The sequence below is a fragment of the Brevundimonas sp. FV1ye29L genome (assembly GCF_058681095.1).
Genome location: NZ_CM178730.1, coordinates 518555 through 533590, shown reverse-complemented (window position 1 = coordinate 533590; position 15036 = coordinate 518555). Strand labels below are relative to the sequence as shown.

The window sequence follows — 15036 nt, the reverse complement described above, 5'->3', positions numbered from 1 at the left end:
CTCAAGGGCGTTGATGAAATGAGGCGGCAAACCGAACCGGCGGAACCGGCGTAGCATGGAAAGGTTCTGTCCACGTCCGGAGCGCCACCATGTCGTCCTTACGCCTTTTCGCCGTCGCCGGCCTTCTGTCGACCAGCCTGCTGGGCGGCTGCGTCACGGCCCCGTCCCCTGATCAGTACCGGGCGCCGGCCCCCGCGAAATCCATCGACGCCGCCCGCCTCTACGACGGCCTGTGGCTGGAGATCGGACGCACGCCCATGCGGCTGACCGATGGATGCGTTGCGGGAACCACGACCTATCGACTGGAAAGTCCGGAGCGACTGGACCTGCGCGACACCTGCCGGTCGGATACGCCCGAGGGCAAGGAGAAGGCCATCGGCGCCTCGGCCGTGATCCTCGACCCGGGCGCCAATGCGAAATTTCGCGCCCGCTATTTCGGGGGTCTTGTCACCTGGGACTACTGGATTCTGGATCGTGCGGACGACTACAGCTGGTTTATTTCGGCCGATCCGACCTTCGACCGGCTCTGGATCTACACCCGGGCCGCGCCGGATGCGGCGACGCTGGACTGGCTGAAGGCGCGGGTCACGGCCCTGGGCTATGATGTCTCCCGGCTGGAGTTTCCCGCCCCGCTGGCCACCGCCGATGTCGCCGCCACCGCAGCCCGCCTGAACGAATGAGAACCTCCATGCCCCCCAAAACGCCAGCCCTGACCGCCGTCTCGCTCGCCGTCCTGCTGGCCGCCTGCGGCAGCGGCGAGGCCCTGCCCCCCTCTGCCGGCTTTGGACCCGATCCACGGCTGCCGGCGCCGAAGAGCGGTCTGTTTCCAACTGTGAAGGTCGCCCCGGCCGTCGGTTGGGCGACGGGAGAAACCCCGACAGCGGCTCAGGGTCTGAGGGTTCAGGCCTTCGCCTCCGGTCTCGACCATCCGCGCTGGCTGTATCGCCTGCCCAATGGCGACATCCTGGTGGCCGAGACCAATGCCCCGCCGAAGCCGAAAGAGAAGTCGGGCGGCGTGCGCGGCTTCTTCCAGGGCCTGTTCATGAAGAAGGCCGGGGCGGTGACCGAAAGCGCCAACCGGATCACCCTGTTGCGCGACGCCGACGGCGACGGCGTGGCGGAGTTGAAAACCCCCTTCCTGACCGGTCTGTATTCGCCGTTTGGCATGGCGCTGGTCGGGGACCGGCTGTTCGTGGCGAACGCCAACGCCGTGGTCGCCTTCCCCTATCAGACCGGCCAGACCCGCATCGACGCTACGCCGGTCCAGATCACCGACCTGCCCGCCGGCCGCAACCATCACTGGACCAAGAGCCTGGTCGCCTCGCCGGACGGGTCGCGCCTGTATGTGGGCGTCGGGTCCAACTCCAATGTCGCGGAGAACGGACTGGCCGAGGAGGCCGAGCGGGCGGCCGTACTGGAGATCGACCCGGCGACCGGCGCGCGCCGCATCCATGCCTCCGGCCTGCGCAATCCGGTCGGCATGGCCTGGAACCCGCAGAGCGGCAAGCTGTGGGTCGCGGTCAACGAACGCGACGAGATCGGAAATGATCTGGTCCCGGACTATATGACGTCGATCACCCCGGGGGCCTTCTACGGCTGGCCCTGGAGCTACTACGGCCAGACGGTGGACCAGAGGGTCAAGCCCGCCAATCCGGAACGGGTCGCCGCCGCCATCCGTCCCGACTACGCGCTGGGGGCGCACACTGCCTCCCTCGGCCTGACCTTCTATGACGGCGACCTCGTCCCGGCGTGGCGGGAGGGGGCCATTGTCGGCCAGCACGGCTCATGGAACCGTAACCCGCCGAACGGCTACAAGGTGATCCTCGTACCCTTCGCGGCCGGCCGGCCGGCCGGTCCGCCCCAGGACATCCTGACCGGCTTCCTGAACGCCGATGGCGAGGCGCGAGGTCGTCCGGTCGGGGTCCAGACCGATGCGCGCGGCGCGCTTCTGGTGGCCGATGACGTGGGCAATGTGATCTGGCGCGTATCGCCGACGCCAGCGCGCTGAGGACATGAACAAGCCCGGACGCTCGCGCGTCCGGGCCTCAAATGCTCAAGTCGAGTGAGGAAGCGTCAGCCGCCTTGGGTCGGAGAGCGCATCGCCCGGTTGGCCGGAACACCCGTAGAGACGGTGCGCGGAGCCCCGGCCGTTTCGCCCGGCTTCATGAACTTGACCAGCACCCGCTGGCCGATCAGCAGGGGCGCGTCACCGGCGGAAACGACCACCTCGACCACCCGCTCGTCGGTCCGCTGTGACGGGTCGTCGGAGGCCAGTTTGCGGGCGCCAAAGACGGCGGCGCGGCGCAGCACCTCGCCGACATAGACCTTGGACGGATCGCCTTCCGGGGTGATCTCGACCTTCTGGCCGGCGGTGACGTTGGGAATGTCGCTCTCGACAATCTCGGCGCGGGCGATGCGCGGGGCGTCAGGCTCCAGATCGAACATGTTGGACACGTTCAGGGTCGAGGCGCCGGCGCCCGGATTGGCGTAGCGGCGGACGATGCGGCCGTCGGCGGGCGCCCGGATCACGGTCAGCTCCTGATCGTATTCGGCGCTGGCCAGCTGGGCGCGGGCGGTCTGGACGGCGGCCTGCTGCGAGCCCATACGGGCGCGGGCGCTGGCGATCGAGTCGCGGGCCTGGTCGACGCGCTGGGCGGCGACGAAGTTGGTGGCGACCAGCTTCTGGAGGCGGTCGTACTCACGCTCCGCTGTGCGGATGTCGACCTGGATCTGGGCCAACTGGGCCTCGGCCTGATTGACGGAGGCGCGGGCGGTCTGGACCGACAGCCGGGCCTCGTCGTCCTCCTGACGGGCCAGAATCTGGCCGGCCGAGACGCGATCGCCCTCCTGCACCAGCACCTCGCGCACCACCCCGCCGCGACGCGCCGCGACCTGGATGATGCCGCCCTCGATATCCACCTTGCCGTTGGCGATGGCCGCATAGGGGCTGGCCGGCTTGGTCGCCTCCTGTTTGGCCGCATCAGCCTTCTTGGCGGCGTTCTGCTTGCTCACGACGAAGAAGCCGCCCCCCAGCAGGATCACCAACAGCAGGCCGATCCAGGTCCGCTTCAACTTCAGAAAACCGGGCATTGTCTCGTGTCCTTCAGACAGGTCAGTGCGACGCCAGACGGGCGTCGGGATTGGGACTGCGGCGCTCATCCGAAATGATGACGCCGTCTTCGATCTTGACGACCCGGTCGGCCCATTCCTCAAGCCGGGGGTCGTGGGTGACGCAGATGACGGCAGCGCCGTGTTCGGTCGCGGCCCGCCGCAACAGGCGGATGACGATCTGGCCGTTCTCGCCGTCCAGGGCCGAGGTCGGTTCGTCGGCGAACAGGATCTTGGGGTCCTTGGCCAGGGCGCGGGCGATGGCGACGCGCTGCTTCTCGCCGCCCGACAGGATGGCCGGCCGCTGGTGCAGGCGATGGGCCAGCCCCACCTCGGTCAGGGCCTCGGTGGCCCGCCGGTTGGCCTGGCCGGAACTCAGCCCCTGGAACTTCAGCACCGTGGTCACCTGTTGCAGGGCCGTCAGGGCCGGGAACAGGTTGAAGCCCTGGAAGATGAAGCCGCAGTGGGCGAGACGGAACCGGTCGATCCGGCCCGACGACAGCTTCCACAGGTCGTCCACGTCCAGCGCGTCGACCCGGCCCTCCTCGGGGCGCAACAGGCCCGACAGGGCGGCGATCAGGGTCGACTTTCCCGAGCCCGACGGGCCCATGACCATGGTCAGGTCACCGTGGCGCGCGTCGAAATCGACGCCTTTCAGCACTTCGACGAAGCTCTTGCCCGACTTGAACCGCTTGACCAGACCCCTGGCCTCGATCGCATAGTCGCCGTGCTTGCCGTGAACCTTCGTATGTTGGGCGTTCATCGCAGCAGGTCCGCCGGTTGGCTGTTCTTGAGGATGCCCAGCGACAGCAGGCCCGACACCATGGAGATCAGGATCAGGCCGCCGCCGACGACGACAAGGAGCATCGGCGGCAGGGCGATGATGACCGCATTGGCCAGGGCCAGAAGCGACACCAGCCAGGTCAGCAGGATCGCCGCCGCCACCCCGACGCAACCGACCCAGAAGCTCAGCTCCATGACGATCCGGTTCAGCGACCCCATGCCGACGCCCAGTGCCCTGAGGGAGGCGAACTCCTTGATATTGGCCATGATTGCGCCGCGCAGGGTCTGCCAGGTGATGGCCACGCCGATGATAATGCCCAGCACCACGCAGCCGCCGATGATGATGACGAGAATACCCTCCTCGAACATGGCGCTGGCGTTGGCGTCGGCCAGTTCCTGACGGGTCCAGGCCTTCCACTGGCCATTGCCCTGGGCATTGAGCTGGGCGGCGACGATCGCGGCCCGCGCGGGATCGCGCACCTTGACCATCAGCGGTCCGACGCGCGGCCCGGTGTCGGCCTGACCCAGCATCCGCAGGGTGTCTCGCGACATGATGATGGTCGACTGCATCATGTTCGGATAGCCGCGCAGCACCGCCGCCACCGTCACCGTCTGACCATTGTAGAGGGCCTTGTCGCCCAGCTTCACGCCCAGAGGCTTCAGCGCCGTCTCATCGATGGCCACCGTATAGGGCTGACGCAGGGCGTCGATCAGCTCCTGGGAATAGTCGGTCGGAATGGTCACCGCGCCCGGCGTCGTGTCGATGACGAAGGACTGGACGAACTGCTGGCGCGGCGCCCCCTGTTTGGCGCGATCCGCCTGGCTCATGGTCGGGTCGACGGTCTTGATCGACTGGAAGCTGCCGCCGGCGCCGTCCAGCGGCTGAACCTCGACCACCTCGGGGTTGTTGTAGACTTGGGGAATGAAGCGGCGCGGCACGCCGGACGGGCCGCCGATCAGGGACTTGGCGCCCGGCTGCATGACAATGACATCGGCGCTGGAGCGCTCGATGGTGGCCGTGAAACCCTTGCCGATGCCGATAAAGACGCCGGTCATGGCCAGAACCAGCAGGCCGGACAGGGCCAGGGCCATGACGGCGGCCATGTAGCGCCGCCACTCGAACAGCAGTGTGGAAAGAGCGAGAGACATGAAGGAAAGTTTCAACCCCGAATACGCCGCTATCTGACGGCGCCCGGCCCTGCGGCCAAGTTAAATCGGGGTAAGGCTGCGGCGGTCGCCCGCTCTTGACCCGGGTCGCCAACGGCGCGAGGAAAACGGCATGAGGGATGCGACGGCGCCGGCAAGACGACTTGCGCACAGCCGCCCCCGCCCGCTAGCTATATTATAACAGATGGGGGCGACATCCAGCCTCCACCCCCTCGGGAGATATGTTCATGTCGCTTCGCTTCACCGCCGCCCTTTTCGCCATCGGGGGCTCCATAGCCGTGCTTTCGGCCGCCGCGGCCGCCCCGGCCCGGGCCGACGAGGGGATGTGGACCTTTGACAACTTCCCGATCGCCACGGTGAACGCGAAATACGGCACGTCGATCGATCAGGCCTGGCTTGACCGGGTGCGCAACGCCGCCGTCCGCCTGCAGGGCTGCTCGGCCTCCCTGGTCTCGGGCGAGGGCCTGGTCCTGACCAACCACCACTGCGTCATCGGCTGCGTCCAGGACCTGTCGGACGCGCAGAACGACTACGTCAAGAACGGCTGGATGCCCGCGACGCGCGAGGACGAGAAACAGTGTCCCGGCCAGACGGCCGAGATCCTGACCGACATCACCGACGTCACCGACCGGGTCCTGGCCGCCGGCGCCGGCACGGAGGGCGCGGCCTTCGTTCAGGCCCGCGGCGCGGAAATCACGAAGATCCAGGACGAGACCTGCGGCGATGACCGCAAGCTGACCTGCCAGGTCATCAGCTTCTATCGCGGCGGCCAGTACAAACTGTACAAGTTCCGCAAATACGAGGACGTCCGGCTGGCCTTCGCCCCCGAGTTCCAGGCGGCCTTCTTCGGCGGCGATCCTGACAATTTCAACTTCCCCCGCTACGCCCTCGATGCCGGCTTCCTGCGCCTCTATGAGGACGGCAAGCCGGTCACGACCCCCAACCACCTGACCTGGAACGCCGAGGCTCCGAAAGAGGGCGATGCCGTCTTCGTCGCCGGCAACCCCGGCTCGACCTCGCGCCTTCTGACGATGTCCCAGCTGGAGCGTCTGCGCGACCAGCAACTGCCGATCAGCCTGATCCAGGGCTCGGAGCTGCGCGGGCGGATTCAGGAGTATGCGACCACGTCGGAGGAGGCCAAACGGGTCTCGGTCGACCCCCTGTTCGGTCTCGAGAACAGCTTCAAGGTCTGGTACGGTCAGCAAGGCGCCCTGACTGATCCTGCCTTCATGGCGAAGAAGCGCGAGGAAGAAGCCGAGCTGCGCGCCCGGGTCGCCGCCGACCCCGCCGTGGCCGCCCGCATCGGCGACCCCTGGGGTGAACTGGACGCGGTCCAGTCTGCAGCCCGCGACCTGTTCCTGCCCTATCGCCAGCTGGAAGCCTCGGCCGGCGGCGGTTCGACCCTCTACAGCTACGCCCGCGCCATCGTCCGTACGGCCAAGGAACGCGCCCGGCCCGTCGCCGAACGCCGCGCCGGCTATACCGACGCCGCCATTACCCAGACCGGCCGTCGCCTGGCCGCGGTCACGCCGATCGACAACGGACTGGAGGAGCTCTACCTCACCCACTGGCTGCTCAAGACCCGCGAATACCTGACCGTCGACAATGCCGACGTGAAGGCGATGCTGGGCAAGGAGGCCCCGGCCGACATCGCCGATCGTCTGGTGGCCGGAACGAAACTGGGCGACCCTGCCGAACGCGCCCGCCTGTTCGCCATGACGCCGGAAGAGCTGGCCGCCTCGGGCGACCCGATGATCGCCTTCGTCATGGCCAATGACAACGCCGCCCAGGCCATCCGCACCCAGTGGGACGCCGCCGTCAACGCCCCGACCGGCAAGGCCGCCGAAAAGATCGCCCAGGCCCGCTTCGCCGCCTATGGCTCCAACCTGTACCCCGACGCGACCTTCTCGCTGCGCCTGTCCTATGGCGCGGTCGAGGGCTGGACCTATCGCGGCGTCACCGTGCCGCCCTTCACCTATATGGGCGGGCTGTACGAACGGGCGACGGGTGCCGAGCCCTTCAACGCCGCGGCGCGTTTCGTCGAGGCCGAGAGCCGGATCAACAAGGACGTCGTCTATGACTTCGTCTCGACCAACGACATCATCGGCGGCAACTCGGGCTCGCCCGTGATCAATGCCAGGGGGGAAGTGATCGGCGCCGCCTTCGACGGCAACATCCACTCTCTGGGCGGATCCTACGGCTATGACGGCACGCTGAACCGCACGGTGACCGTCTCGACCGCCGCCATCACCGAGGCCCTGCGCAACGTCTACCAGCAGCCCCACCTGCTGGAAGAACTGGGCGTCCGGTAAACCAACTCTCCTCCCTGTTCGCCTCCTGGCGAATGGGGAGGGGGACCACGAAGTGGTGGAGGGGTTTTTTCCACGCCACGACTTGAAGACGATCAATCGCCTCAAGAACCCCTCCGTCTCGGCGCAAGTGCGCCGATCCACCTCCCCATCGCTTCGCGACAGGGAGGAGACAGGAGTTTTCCATGCGTCACCCCGCCCTCGCCGCCTCCGCCGCCGTCCTGGCCCTCGCCGCCGCCTCATCGGCCAGCGCGGAAGAAGGCATGTGGACCTTTGACAACTTCCCCATCGCCCGGGCCAACCAGACCCTGGGGACGGCGATCGATCAGGCCTTCCTCGACCGGGTGCGGCTGTCCTCGGTGAAGTTCGGCGGCTGTTCGGCCGGGATCGTCTCGGCCGAGGGGCTGGTGATGACCAACAACCACTGCGTCGCCACCTGCGTGGCCAATCTGTCGACGCCGCAGACGAACTACGCCGAAACGGGTTTCACGCCGAAGACGCGTGAGGAAGAGCTGAAATGCCCCGGCGGATCGGCCGAGATCCTGACCGATATCGCCGACGTGACCGAGCGGATGCACAAGGCCGGCGAGGGTCTCTCGGGCGTCGCATTCACCCGCGCCCGCGACGCCGAGGCCGGGCGGATCGAACAGGAGGCCTGCGCCAATCCGGATGGAAGCAGCGCCGCCGACAAACGCTGCCAGGTCGTCAGCCTGTATCGCGGCGGCCAGTTCAAACTCTATACCTACAAAAAGTACGCCGACGTCCGCCTGGCCTGGGCGCCCGAGGACCGGGCCGCGACCTTCGGCGGCGATCTGGACAACTTCTCCTTCCCGCGCTTCGCCATCGATGCGGCCTTCATCCGCCTGTACGAGAACGGCGCCCCGGCCGCGACCCCGAGCCACTTCCGCTGGAACGCCGACAAACCGGTCGAGGGCCAGCCGGTCTTCGTCTCCGGCAGTCCCGGCGCCACCCAGCGGCTGTTGACCCAGGACCAGCTGGCGACCGTGCGCGACGTCGTCCTGCCGATGGACCAGCTGATCGCCTCCGAACTGCGCGGCCGGCTGATCCGGTTCTCACAGGAGAGCGATCAGAACGCCTTCATCGCCATGGACCCCATCGTGGGTCTGGAGAACACCTACAAGCGCGGTCTCGGCCGCATGCGGGCCCTGACCGATGCCGCCTTCATGGCCCGGCGCGAGGCGTCTGAAGGCGAATTCCGCGGCCGGATCCTCAACAGCGCCGACCTGTCGGCCCGGGTCGGCAATCCCTGGCGCGACCTGTCGGACGTTCAACCGCCCTTGCGCGAACTCTATCCCGCCATGGCCCTGCTGGAGGGCGGGACCGGGATCGGCACAACCCCGGTCGCGGGGGGATCGCAACTGTTCCTCTGGGCCCGGGCCCTGGTGCGCGGCGCGCAGGAACGTCAGAAGCCCACGGCCGAACGTCTGCCCGAATTCGCCGACAGCCGGCTGTCGGCGACGCAGACCGCCCTGTTCGCCGAACGGCCCGTCTATCCGGCGCTGGATCAGGTGCGGCTGGAGTGGTGGCTGTCCAAGACCCGCGAATGGCTGACGGTCGACGATCCGCGCGTGCGCGTCCTGCTCGGCGCCGAGAGCCCCGAACAACGGTCTGCACGTCTGGTCGCCGGAACGAAACTGGCCGATCCGGCTGTGCGCCGCGCTTTGTGGGAGGGCGGTCTCGCCGCCGTCGAGGCGTCCGACGATCCGCTGATCCAGTATCTGCTGACCCTTCAGGAGCCGACCCGCGCGATCCGCACCGAGTGGGAGGAAAAGGTCCAGGCCCCGACCGACCGCGCCTCCGAGGCCCTCGCCGCCGCCCGGTTCGCCGCCTATGGCGATGCCGTCTATCCCGACGCCACCGGCACCCTGCGTCTGACCTACGGCAAGATCGAGGGGACCGACGTCCCGGGCCAGCGCTTCGGCGCCTTCACCACCTTCGCCGGCCTGTGGGACCGGGCCACGGGCGCGGCGCCGTTCGACGTGGCGCCGAAACTGCTGGCGGCCCGGGATCGGATCGCGCCCGACACCGTGCTGAACATGGCCGTCTCGTCCGACACCATCGGCGGCTCCTCGGGCTCCCCGGTCGTGACCGCGAACGGAGACATTCTGGGGGCTAATTTCGACTCCACCGTCCTGACCCAGCGCAATGCCTATGGCTATGACCGCAACGTCAACCGCAGCGTCATCGTCGCGACCGGGGCGGTGACCGCCGCCCTGCGCGACGTCTATGGCATGACCGGCCTCTTGACCGAGCTGGGCGTGCGGTGAGCGAGGCGGGCTTTCGCGCCGCAACCGCCGAGGACATTGCCGCCCTGCGCCGTTTGATCGAGAGCGGCTATCGGGGTGACAGCGCCAGGGCCGGCTGGACCCACGAGGCCGATCTGCTGGGCGGCGCCCGGACCAGCGAGGCGGAACTGGCGGACATTCTCGCCGATCCCGATCAGGTCATGCTGATGGCCGAAGACGGCGGCGAGGCCGTCGGCTGTGTGCGGTTAATGCGTCAGGCCGACGGCTCGACCTATCTCGGCATGCTGACCGTCTCCCCCGCCCGGCAGGCCGGGGGAGACGGGCGGCGGCTGCTGGCCGCGGCCGAGGCCGAGGCCATCGCGCGCTTCGACGCCTCGAGCATGGAGATGACGGTCATCTCGATCCGGTCCGAACTGATCGCCTGGTATGAACGGCGGGGCTATGTCCTCACTGGCGAACGTCGCCCCTTTCCCGCCGAGGCGCACGACTTCGGCGACCTGCCGAAGCGCGATCTTGAGTTTGTTGTGCTCGGGAAGCGGCTCTAGAGCGGGTCCAGCCGGCTGACCGGCGTCTGTTCCATCTGGCGGCGCGCCTTGGAGAAATACTGCCAGCCGGTCCAGATCGTGGCAAAGGCGGCGGCCCAGATCAGCAGGTCGGCGAAGGTCTGGAACCAGGTCAGATATTCGAAGTCCCAGCCGAAGCCGTCCCAGTTGCGGGCCAGCAGCTGGGCGGCCAAAGCCACCATCTGCAGGGTCGTCTTCCACTTGGCCAGCAGGGTGACCTCCAGCTTGACCTCCCCGGCCGTCGTCTCGCGCAGGGCCGAGACGGCGAACTCGCGAAACAGGATCAGACCGCAAGGGATCGCGATCTGCGGCACCGAACCCGAGGTCAGCACCCCCAGAATGGCGCCGGTCACCAGCACCTTGTCGGCGATGGGGTCGAGGATCGCGCCCCAGCGGGTCGTCGCGTTCCAGCGCCGCGCCAGATAGCCGTCGACCCAGTCGGTCGAGGCGGCGATGACGAAAATCCAGAAGGCGGTCCGGTACAGGGAGAACTGATCGTCCGGGCTCAGATAGGCCGACAGGAAGGGAATGCCGCCCGTCGCCCCCGCCAGGATCAGGAACATCACCACCCCGGCCAGCAGGCGGATGCCCGTCAGGATGTTGGGGATAGGGTTGGCCTTGGGCATGGCGGTCATTCGGGCGTTCCGGACAGGGTGTCGAGCATAGAAGCCAGCAGGGGGTGAAGCCGTCCCGCGAAGGGATTGGCGACGGTCACGCCGCGATAGACGAAACCGTCCTGCATGTCCTCCGAAAGCAGCAACCGGCAACCCGCCGAGCACGCAATCACAAGAATGATCGCGTCCCATATTTGCATGTCGTGGCCTCCCGCCAAGGCCAGGGCGTCATCGAAATCCTCGGCCGACGGGGGCAGAAACAGGGTGGCTCCGCGCCACAGACGCACGCGGTCGAGCGCCACAGCCCGGGCGCATCCATATTTCCGGGTCAGAACATTGTAGAGTTCGCCGGCCACCTGTGCAGGCATGACGACCTGCCCATCCAGGCCGCGCAACCATCTCATGGCGATCGCGGCCTTGCCCGGATCATCACCGCCCTCGGCATAGGCAAAGACATTGGTGTCGACCGCGACCAGCACCTCAGTCGTAGCCGTCGTCGCGCGTCACCTTGCCCAGATTCAGAACCGGCCGTTTGGCCAGATCGTCGAGCAGCTCGCGCATAGCTGCGGCGCGACGCTTTCGTTCCGTTTCCTTCGTGTCGTCCGAAGGAACGATATGGGCCATGACCCTGCCGTGCCGGGTCACGGCGACCGTCTCGCCCTGTTCGACATGGCGAAGCAGCTCGGAGAAGTTCCGATTGGCCTCGGAGGCGGTCACGACGCGGTCCATCAGTAGAGAGTAGTGGATTTCACTACTTTCGCCAAATCACACCAGCGGTTCGAATCGGCCCGGCCCCTTCAGCGCCCGCAGGATGCCGTCGGCGATGCCGAAATGCAGGCCGGTCAGTTCCAGCGCCCCGGCCGCCTCGCGCTCGGCGATCCACGGGAAGGTGCGCAGGTTGTCGAGCGACAGACGGACCACCGCCTCCTCGGCTGCGCCCTCGACCTGATCCGGTTCGACGGCCTCGGCCACCCGTCGCACGATCGGCGACCCTTGCGCCACCCAGGGGGCGACGAAGTCGCGGCAGCTGTCCGGCGCGCCGGTCAGCATGGCGTTCACCCCGCCGCAGTGGGCGTGGCCCATGACCACGATGCGTGAGACGCCCAACACCTTGACCCCGAACTCCAGGGCTGCCGAAACCCCGTGCAGCTGGCCATCGGGTTCATAGGGCGGCACCAGATTGGCGACGTTCCTGACCACGAACAGCTGGCCGGGCGCCGTGTCGAAGATCAGGGCCGGATCGGCCCGGCTGTCGGAACAGGCGACCACCAGCGTATGCGGCCTCTGCCCGTCCGACGCGAGCGCCTCATATTCTGCGCGCGCCTCGGGCCAGTGATCCCGGCGGAAGCGGCGATAGCCCGTGAGCAGGGGGTCGGGTGAATCGTGGGACATGCGGGCCTTATAGGCAATCCGGGGCCGTCGGGGGAGAGGCCCCGCGCCGGGTGCGGCGCCACGCCCGCCTATGGCCCCGGGCGGCGCTTGCCGTCGATCAGGACGGCCTGCTGCCAGGGGCCTGGCGCCTTGTCGGTGCGATGGATGCAGCCTGCCCAGCAGCAGGGGCGGGTCCTGCCCTCAAGCAGTTCCTCGCGCGTCCGTCCAATGCGTCGCTCCCGGGTTTTCGCCTGTTTGGCGTCCTCGACCCAGCAGATGAACTCGTTGCGCCCCAGCGGCGTCAGACCCTGCCACAGGGCCAGCACCTCAGGGTCCGACCGGAGGGCGGACTCCATGTCCGCTCCGGCCCGATGGACCGTGCCCTGTGCCAGATCGCTCACCCGACGTCTCCCGGTCAATGGCGCCTGGCGGCCATCCTAGCGCCGGGTCTCCGGATGGAAGAAGCCGTAAATCCGTTCGGCCAAAGCGCGATTGATGCCCTCGACCTTTTCCAGATCGACCACAGCGGCCCGGCCCACCCCCTTGGCTGAACCGAAGGCGTGCAGCAGCGCCTTCTTGCGGCCGGGGCCCACCCCCTCAATCTCGTCGAGCGGGTTCTTCTTGATGTCCATCGAGCGGCGCTTTGCGTGGGCGCCGTTGGCGAACCGGTGCGCCTCGTCGCGCAGCCTCTGCAGATAGTACAGCGCCGGCGACTTCAGCGGCAGCATGAAGGGCGGCTTGCCCGGCATGAAGAACTTCTCCAGCCCGGCGTCCCGGTCCGGCCCCTTGGCCACGCCCACGACCGCGATGTCGTCGATGCCCAGATCGGCCATGACCGCCAGCACCTCGGCCAGCTGACCCGCGCCGCCGTCGATCAGCAACAGGTCCGGCCTCACCACCGCTTCGTCGCCCTCCTCGTCCTTGATCAGCCGGGCGAAACGACGGCGCATGACCTCGCGCATCATGCCGTAGTCGTCCCCGGGAATCAGGTCCTCGCCGCGGATGTTGAACTTGCGGTACTGCGACTTCTGGAACCCCTCGGATCCGGCCACAATCATGCCGCCGACCGCATTGGTTCCCTGGATATGGGCGTTGTCATAGACCTCGATCCGCTCGGGCCGGGCGTCCAGACCGAAGGCCTCGACCACCTCGTCGAGGATCCTGCCCTGGGCCGATCCCTCCGCCATCCGCCGGCCCAGGGCCTCGCGCGCATTGGTCAGGGCATGGTCGATCAGGGCCGCCTTGTCGCCGCGCAGGGGCCGGTCGATGGTCACCACCCGGCGTCCGTCGTCGACCTTGGCCTTCATCGAGAAGGCCTCCTCCAGCAGTTCCTTCTCGTGCGGCCGCACGTTGGACAGGATCAGGCGCGGGACGGGCTTGTCCTCATAGAACTGGCCGAGGAAGGCCGAGAGGATTTCAGGATCGGTGTCCGACCGGTCGACGCGCGGGAAATAAGCCCGACCGCCCCAGTTCTGGCCCGCACGATAGAAGAAGACCTGCACACAGGCCTGCCCGCCCTCCGAGAACAGGGCGAAGACGTCGGCCTCGGCCACCCCCTCGGCGCTGACCGAATTCTCCATGGTGATGGCCGACAGGGCGCGGATGCGGTCCCGGACCCGCGCCGCCTGTTCGAAATCCATATCGTCCGACGCCGCCTGCATCTCTGTCGACAGCCGGCCGATGACGGCCCGCGACTTGCCGCGCAAAAACTGTTCGGCCTCGGTGACCAGTTCGCCGTAGTCCTCCAGCGAGATCAGCCCGGTGCAGGGCGCCGAGCAGCGTTTGATCTGGTGCAGCATGCAGGGCCGGGTCCGGCTCTCATAGACGCTGTCCGAACACGACCGCAGCAGAAACGCCTTCTGTAGCGTGCCCAGGGTCCGGTTGACCGCCCAGGTCGAGGCGAAAGGCCCGAAATAGTCGCCCGGCGTCGTGTGGGCGCCGCGGTGTTTCCTGACCTGGGGCGCACGATGGTCACGGCGGATCATCAGTTCGGCGAACGACTTGTCGTCACGCAGAACCACATTGAAGCGCGGCTTCAGCTTCTTGATGAAGTTGGATTCCAGCAGCAGGGCCTCGGTCTCGGACGCCGTGACCACCAGCTCCATCGACCGCGTCAGGGACACCATCAGGCCGATGCGCTGGGTGTGGAACCGACCCTGTGCATACTGCAGGATGCGCTTTTTGATCGACCGCGCCTTGCCGACGTAGAGGCAGGTCCCGTCCTCGCCATACATGCGATAGACCCCGGGCTTGTCGGGGGCGCGCCGGGCCTCGTCCGCAATCAGGGCGGCGGCCGTGAGCCCCCCCGCTTCACGAGCCCTGTCGTCGGGAATCGATTCGTCCGCCTCGTCCATTGCCTGCAATATAGGACGTCCGGAGCCGGGGACGAGGCGTCATCCCCGGCGGGCGAGGACCACGCCCGCGAACACCAGCACCACGCCGGCCGCCTTGCCGAGGCTCAGCGGTTGCTTCGGCACGCCGAAGGCCCCGGTCTGGTCCAGCAGCAGACTGACCGCCAGCTGGCCGGCGACCATCAGGGTGATGGTCAGGGCGGCGCCGTAGCGCGGCACCGACCAGGCCGCCGCGATCACGAAGACACAGCCATAGAGGCCGCCCATCCAGGCCCAGGCCGGCAGGCCGCGCATCGCCGCCCCGTCAGGCCGGACCTGGATCGCCGCCGCCGCCAGGCCCAGCGCCACCGTGCCGACGGCGAAGGAGATGAAGGCGGCGTTCACCGGCGAGCCTACGGCCCCCATCAGCCGCGCATTGGTGGGCGCCTGCAGGGCCGTGGCGCCGCCTGCCAGAATGATGAGACCGAGAGTCAGCCATGAGGGGTTCATTCCGCCCGGTTAGC

The 15036-nt window shown here is 67.8% G+C and carries 15 protein-coding genes; 5 read left to right on the top strand and 10 right to left on the bottom strand.

Annotated features, from left to right (window positions below; translation table 11 throughout):
- Window positions 1-89: 89 nt before the first annotated feature.
- Both ACW17W_RS02685 and ACW17W_RS02680 read left to right on the top strand, forming a co-directional pair.
- A complete protein-coding gene (locus ACW17W_RS02685; protein ID WP_492079104.1) occupies window positions 90-680 on the top strand; it encodes a lipocalin family protein in 591 nt (196 codons plus the stop codon).
- A gap of 8 nt (window positions 681-688) precedes the next feature.
- The gene (locus ACW17W_RS02680) at window positions 689-2008 is read left to right on the top strand and encodes a PQQ-dependent sugar dehydrogenase (protein WP_492079103.1); all 1320 of its coding nucleotides are present in this window, start codon (window positions 689-691) and stop codon (window positions 2006-2008) included.
- Between the two features lie 65 nt (window positions 2009-2073).
- Here the strand turns inward: ACW17W_RS02680 and ACW17W_RS02675 are convergent, their stop codons facing one another.
- The 3 genes from ACW17W_RS02675 to ACW17W_RS02665 are packed head-to-tail and all read right to left on the bottom strand — an operon-like array spanning window position 2074 to window position 5040.
- Window positions 2074-3090, bottom strand: a complete 1017-nt coding sequence (locus ACW17W_RS02675) for an HlyD family secretion protein (RefSeq protein WP_492079101.1) — start codon at window positions 3088-3090, stop codon at window positions 2074-2076.
- 22 nt (window positions 3091-3112) lie between these two features.
- Window positions 3113-3871, bottom strand: a complete 759-nt coding sequence (locus ACW17W_RS02670) for an ABC transporter ATP-binding protein (RefSeq protein WP_492079099.1) — start codon at window positions 3869-3871, stop codon at window positions 3113-3115.
- A complete protein-coding gene (locus ACW17W_RS02665) occupies window positions 3868-5040 on the bottom strand; it encodes an ABC transporter permease (RefSeq protein WP_492079097.1) in 1173 nt (390 codons plus the stop codon). The genes ACW17W_RS02670 and ACW17W_RS02665 overlap by 4 nt, the downstream gene beginning before the upstream one ends.
- A gap of 245 nt (window positions 5041-5285) precedes the next feature.
- On the opposite strand from ACW17W_RS02665, the gene ACW17W_RS02660 reads away from it, so the two are divergent.
- The 3 genes from ACW17W_RS02660 to ACW17W_RS02650 all read left to right on the top strand — a co-directional run bounded on the left by ACW17W_RS02660 (window position 5286) and on the right by ACW17W_RS02650 (window position 10179).
- Entirely contained in the window at window positions 5286-7370 is a 2085-nt protein-coding gene (locus ACW17W_RS02660) for a S46 family peptidase (protein WP_492079095.1), read from the top strand.
- 182 nt (window positions 7371-7552) lie between these two features.
- Window positions 7553-9655, top strand: coding sequence for a S46 family peptidase (locus tag ACW17W_RS02655; RefSeq protein WP_492079093.1), 2103 nt, complete (start codon window positions 7553-7555; stop codon window positions 9653-9655).
- Window positions 9652-10179 carry a GNAT family N-acetyltransferase gene (locus ACW17W_RS02650; protein WP_492079091.1) on the top strand — a complete coding sequence of 176 codons (528 nt, stop codon included), beginning with the start codon at window positions 9652-9654 and terminating at the stop codon, window positions 10177-10179. The genes ACW17W_RS02655 and ACW17W_RS02650 overlap by 4 nt, the downstream gene beginning before the upstream one ends.
- Here ACW17W_RS02650 and pgsA read toward each other — a convergent pair.
- From pgsA to ACW17W_RS02615, 7 genes are all read right to left on the bottom strand, one after another.
- On the bottom strand, window positions 10176-10832 hold the full coding sequence (gene pgsA, locus ACW17W_RS02645) for a CDP-diacylglycerol--glycerol-3-phosphate 3-phosphatidyltransferase (protein ID WP_492079089.1): 657 nt from the start codon (window positions 10830-10832) through the stop codon (window positions 10176-10178). The two genes, ACW17W_RS02650 and pgsA, sit on opposite strands and share 4 nt — an antisense overlap.
- Complete coding sequence (locus ACW17W_RS02640; protein ID WP_492079087.1) at window positions 10829-11290, bottom strand: PIN domain-containing protein; 462 nt, start codon at window positions 11288-11290, stop codon at window positions 10829-10831. The genes pgsA and ACW17W_RS02640 overlap by 4 nt, the downstream gene beginning before the upstream one ends.
- A 1-nt stretch (window position 11291) precedes the next feature.
- On the bottom strand, window positions 11292-11528 hold the full coding sequence (locus ACW17W_RS02635; RefSeq protein WP_492079086.1) for a type II toxin-antitoxin system Phd/YefM family antitoxin: 237 nt from the start codon (window positions 11526-11528) through the stop codon (window positions 11292-11294).
- A 48-nt stretch (window positions 11529-11576) separates the two neighbouring features.
- Window positions 11577-12203, bottom strand: coding sequence for a carbonic anhydrase (locus ACW17W_RS02630; protein ID WP_492079084.1), 627 nt, complete (start codon window positions 12201-12203; stop codon window positions 11577-11579).
- Window positions 12204-12271: 68 nt separating this feature from the next.
- The gene (locus ACW17W_RS02625; RefSeq protein WP_492079082.1) at window positions 12272-12583 is read right to left on the bottom strand and encodes a YdeI/OmpD-associated family protein; all 312 of its coding nucleotides are present in this window, start codon (window positions 12581-12583) and stop codon (window positions 12272-12274) included.
- 36 nt (window positions 12584-12619) lie between these two features.
- A complete protein-coding gene (uvrC, locus tag ACW17W_RS02620) occupies window positions 12620-14536 on the bottom strand; it encodes an excinuclease ABC subunit UvrC (RefSeq protein ID WP_492079081.1) in 1917 nt (638 codons plus the stop codon).
- Between the two features lie 39 nt (window positions 14537-14575).
- Window positions 14576-15022: a DMT family transporter gene (locus ACW17W_RS02615; RefSeq protein ID WP_492079079.1), complete on the bottom strand. Its 447-nt coding sequence runs from the start codon at window positions 15020-15022 to the stop codon at window positions 14576-14578.
- Window positions 15023-15036 lie beyond the last annotated feature (14 nt).

Excerpts from the sequence above, each read along its gene's own strand:
- ACW17W_RS02685 (WP_492079104.1), top strand. The coding sequence starts at position 90 with ATGTCGTCCTTACGCCTTTTCGCCGTCGCCGGCCTTCTGTCGACCAGC.
- ACW17W_RS02680 (WP_492079103.1), top strand. The coding sequence starts at position 689 with ATGCCCCCCAAAACGCCAGCCCTGACCGCCGTCTCGCTCGCCGTCCTG.
- ACW17W_RS02675 (WP_492079101.1), bottom strand. The coding sequence starts at position 3,090 with ATGCCCGGTTTTCTGAAGTTGAAGCGGACCTGGATCGGCCTGCTGTTG.
- ACW17W_RS02670 (WP_492079099.1), bottom strand. The coding sequence starts at position 3,871 with ATGAACGCCCAACATACGAAGGTTCACGGCAAGCACGGCGACTATGCG.
- ACW17W_RS02665 (WP_492079097.1), bottom strand. The coding sequence starts at position 5,040 with ATGTCTCTCGCTCTTTCCACACTGCTGTTCGAGTGGCGGCGCTACATG.
- ACW17W_RS02660 (WP_492079095.1), top strand. The coding sequence starts at position 5,286 with ATGTCGCTTCGCTTCACCGCCGCCCTTTTCGCCATCGGGGGCTCCATA.
- ACW17W_RS02655 (WP_492079093.1), top strand. The coding sequence starts at position 7,553 with ATGCGTCACCCCGCCCTCGCCGCCTCCGCCGCCGTCCTGGCCCTCGCC.
- pgsA (WP_492079089.1), bottom strand. The coding sequence starts at position 10,832 with ATGACCGCCATGCCCAAGGCCAACCCTATCCCCAACATCCTGACGGGC.
- ACW17W_RS02630 (WP_492079084.1), bottom strand. The coding sequence starts at position 12,203 with ATGTCCCACGATTCACCCGACCCCCTGCTCACGGGCTATCGCCGCTTC.
- uvrC (WP_492079081.1), bottom strand. The coding sequence starts at position 14,536 with ATGGACGAGGCGGACGAATCGATTCCCGACGACAGGGCTCGTGAAGCG.
- ACW17W_RS02615 (WP_492079079.1), bottom strand. The coding sequence starts at position 15,022 with ATGAACCCCTCATGGCTGACTCTCGGTCTCATCATTCTGGCAGGCGGC.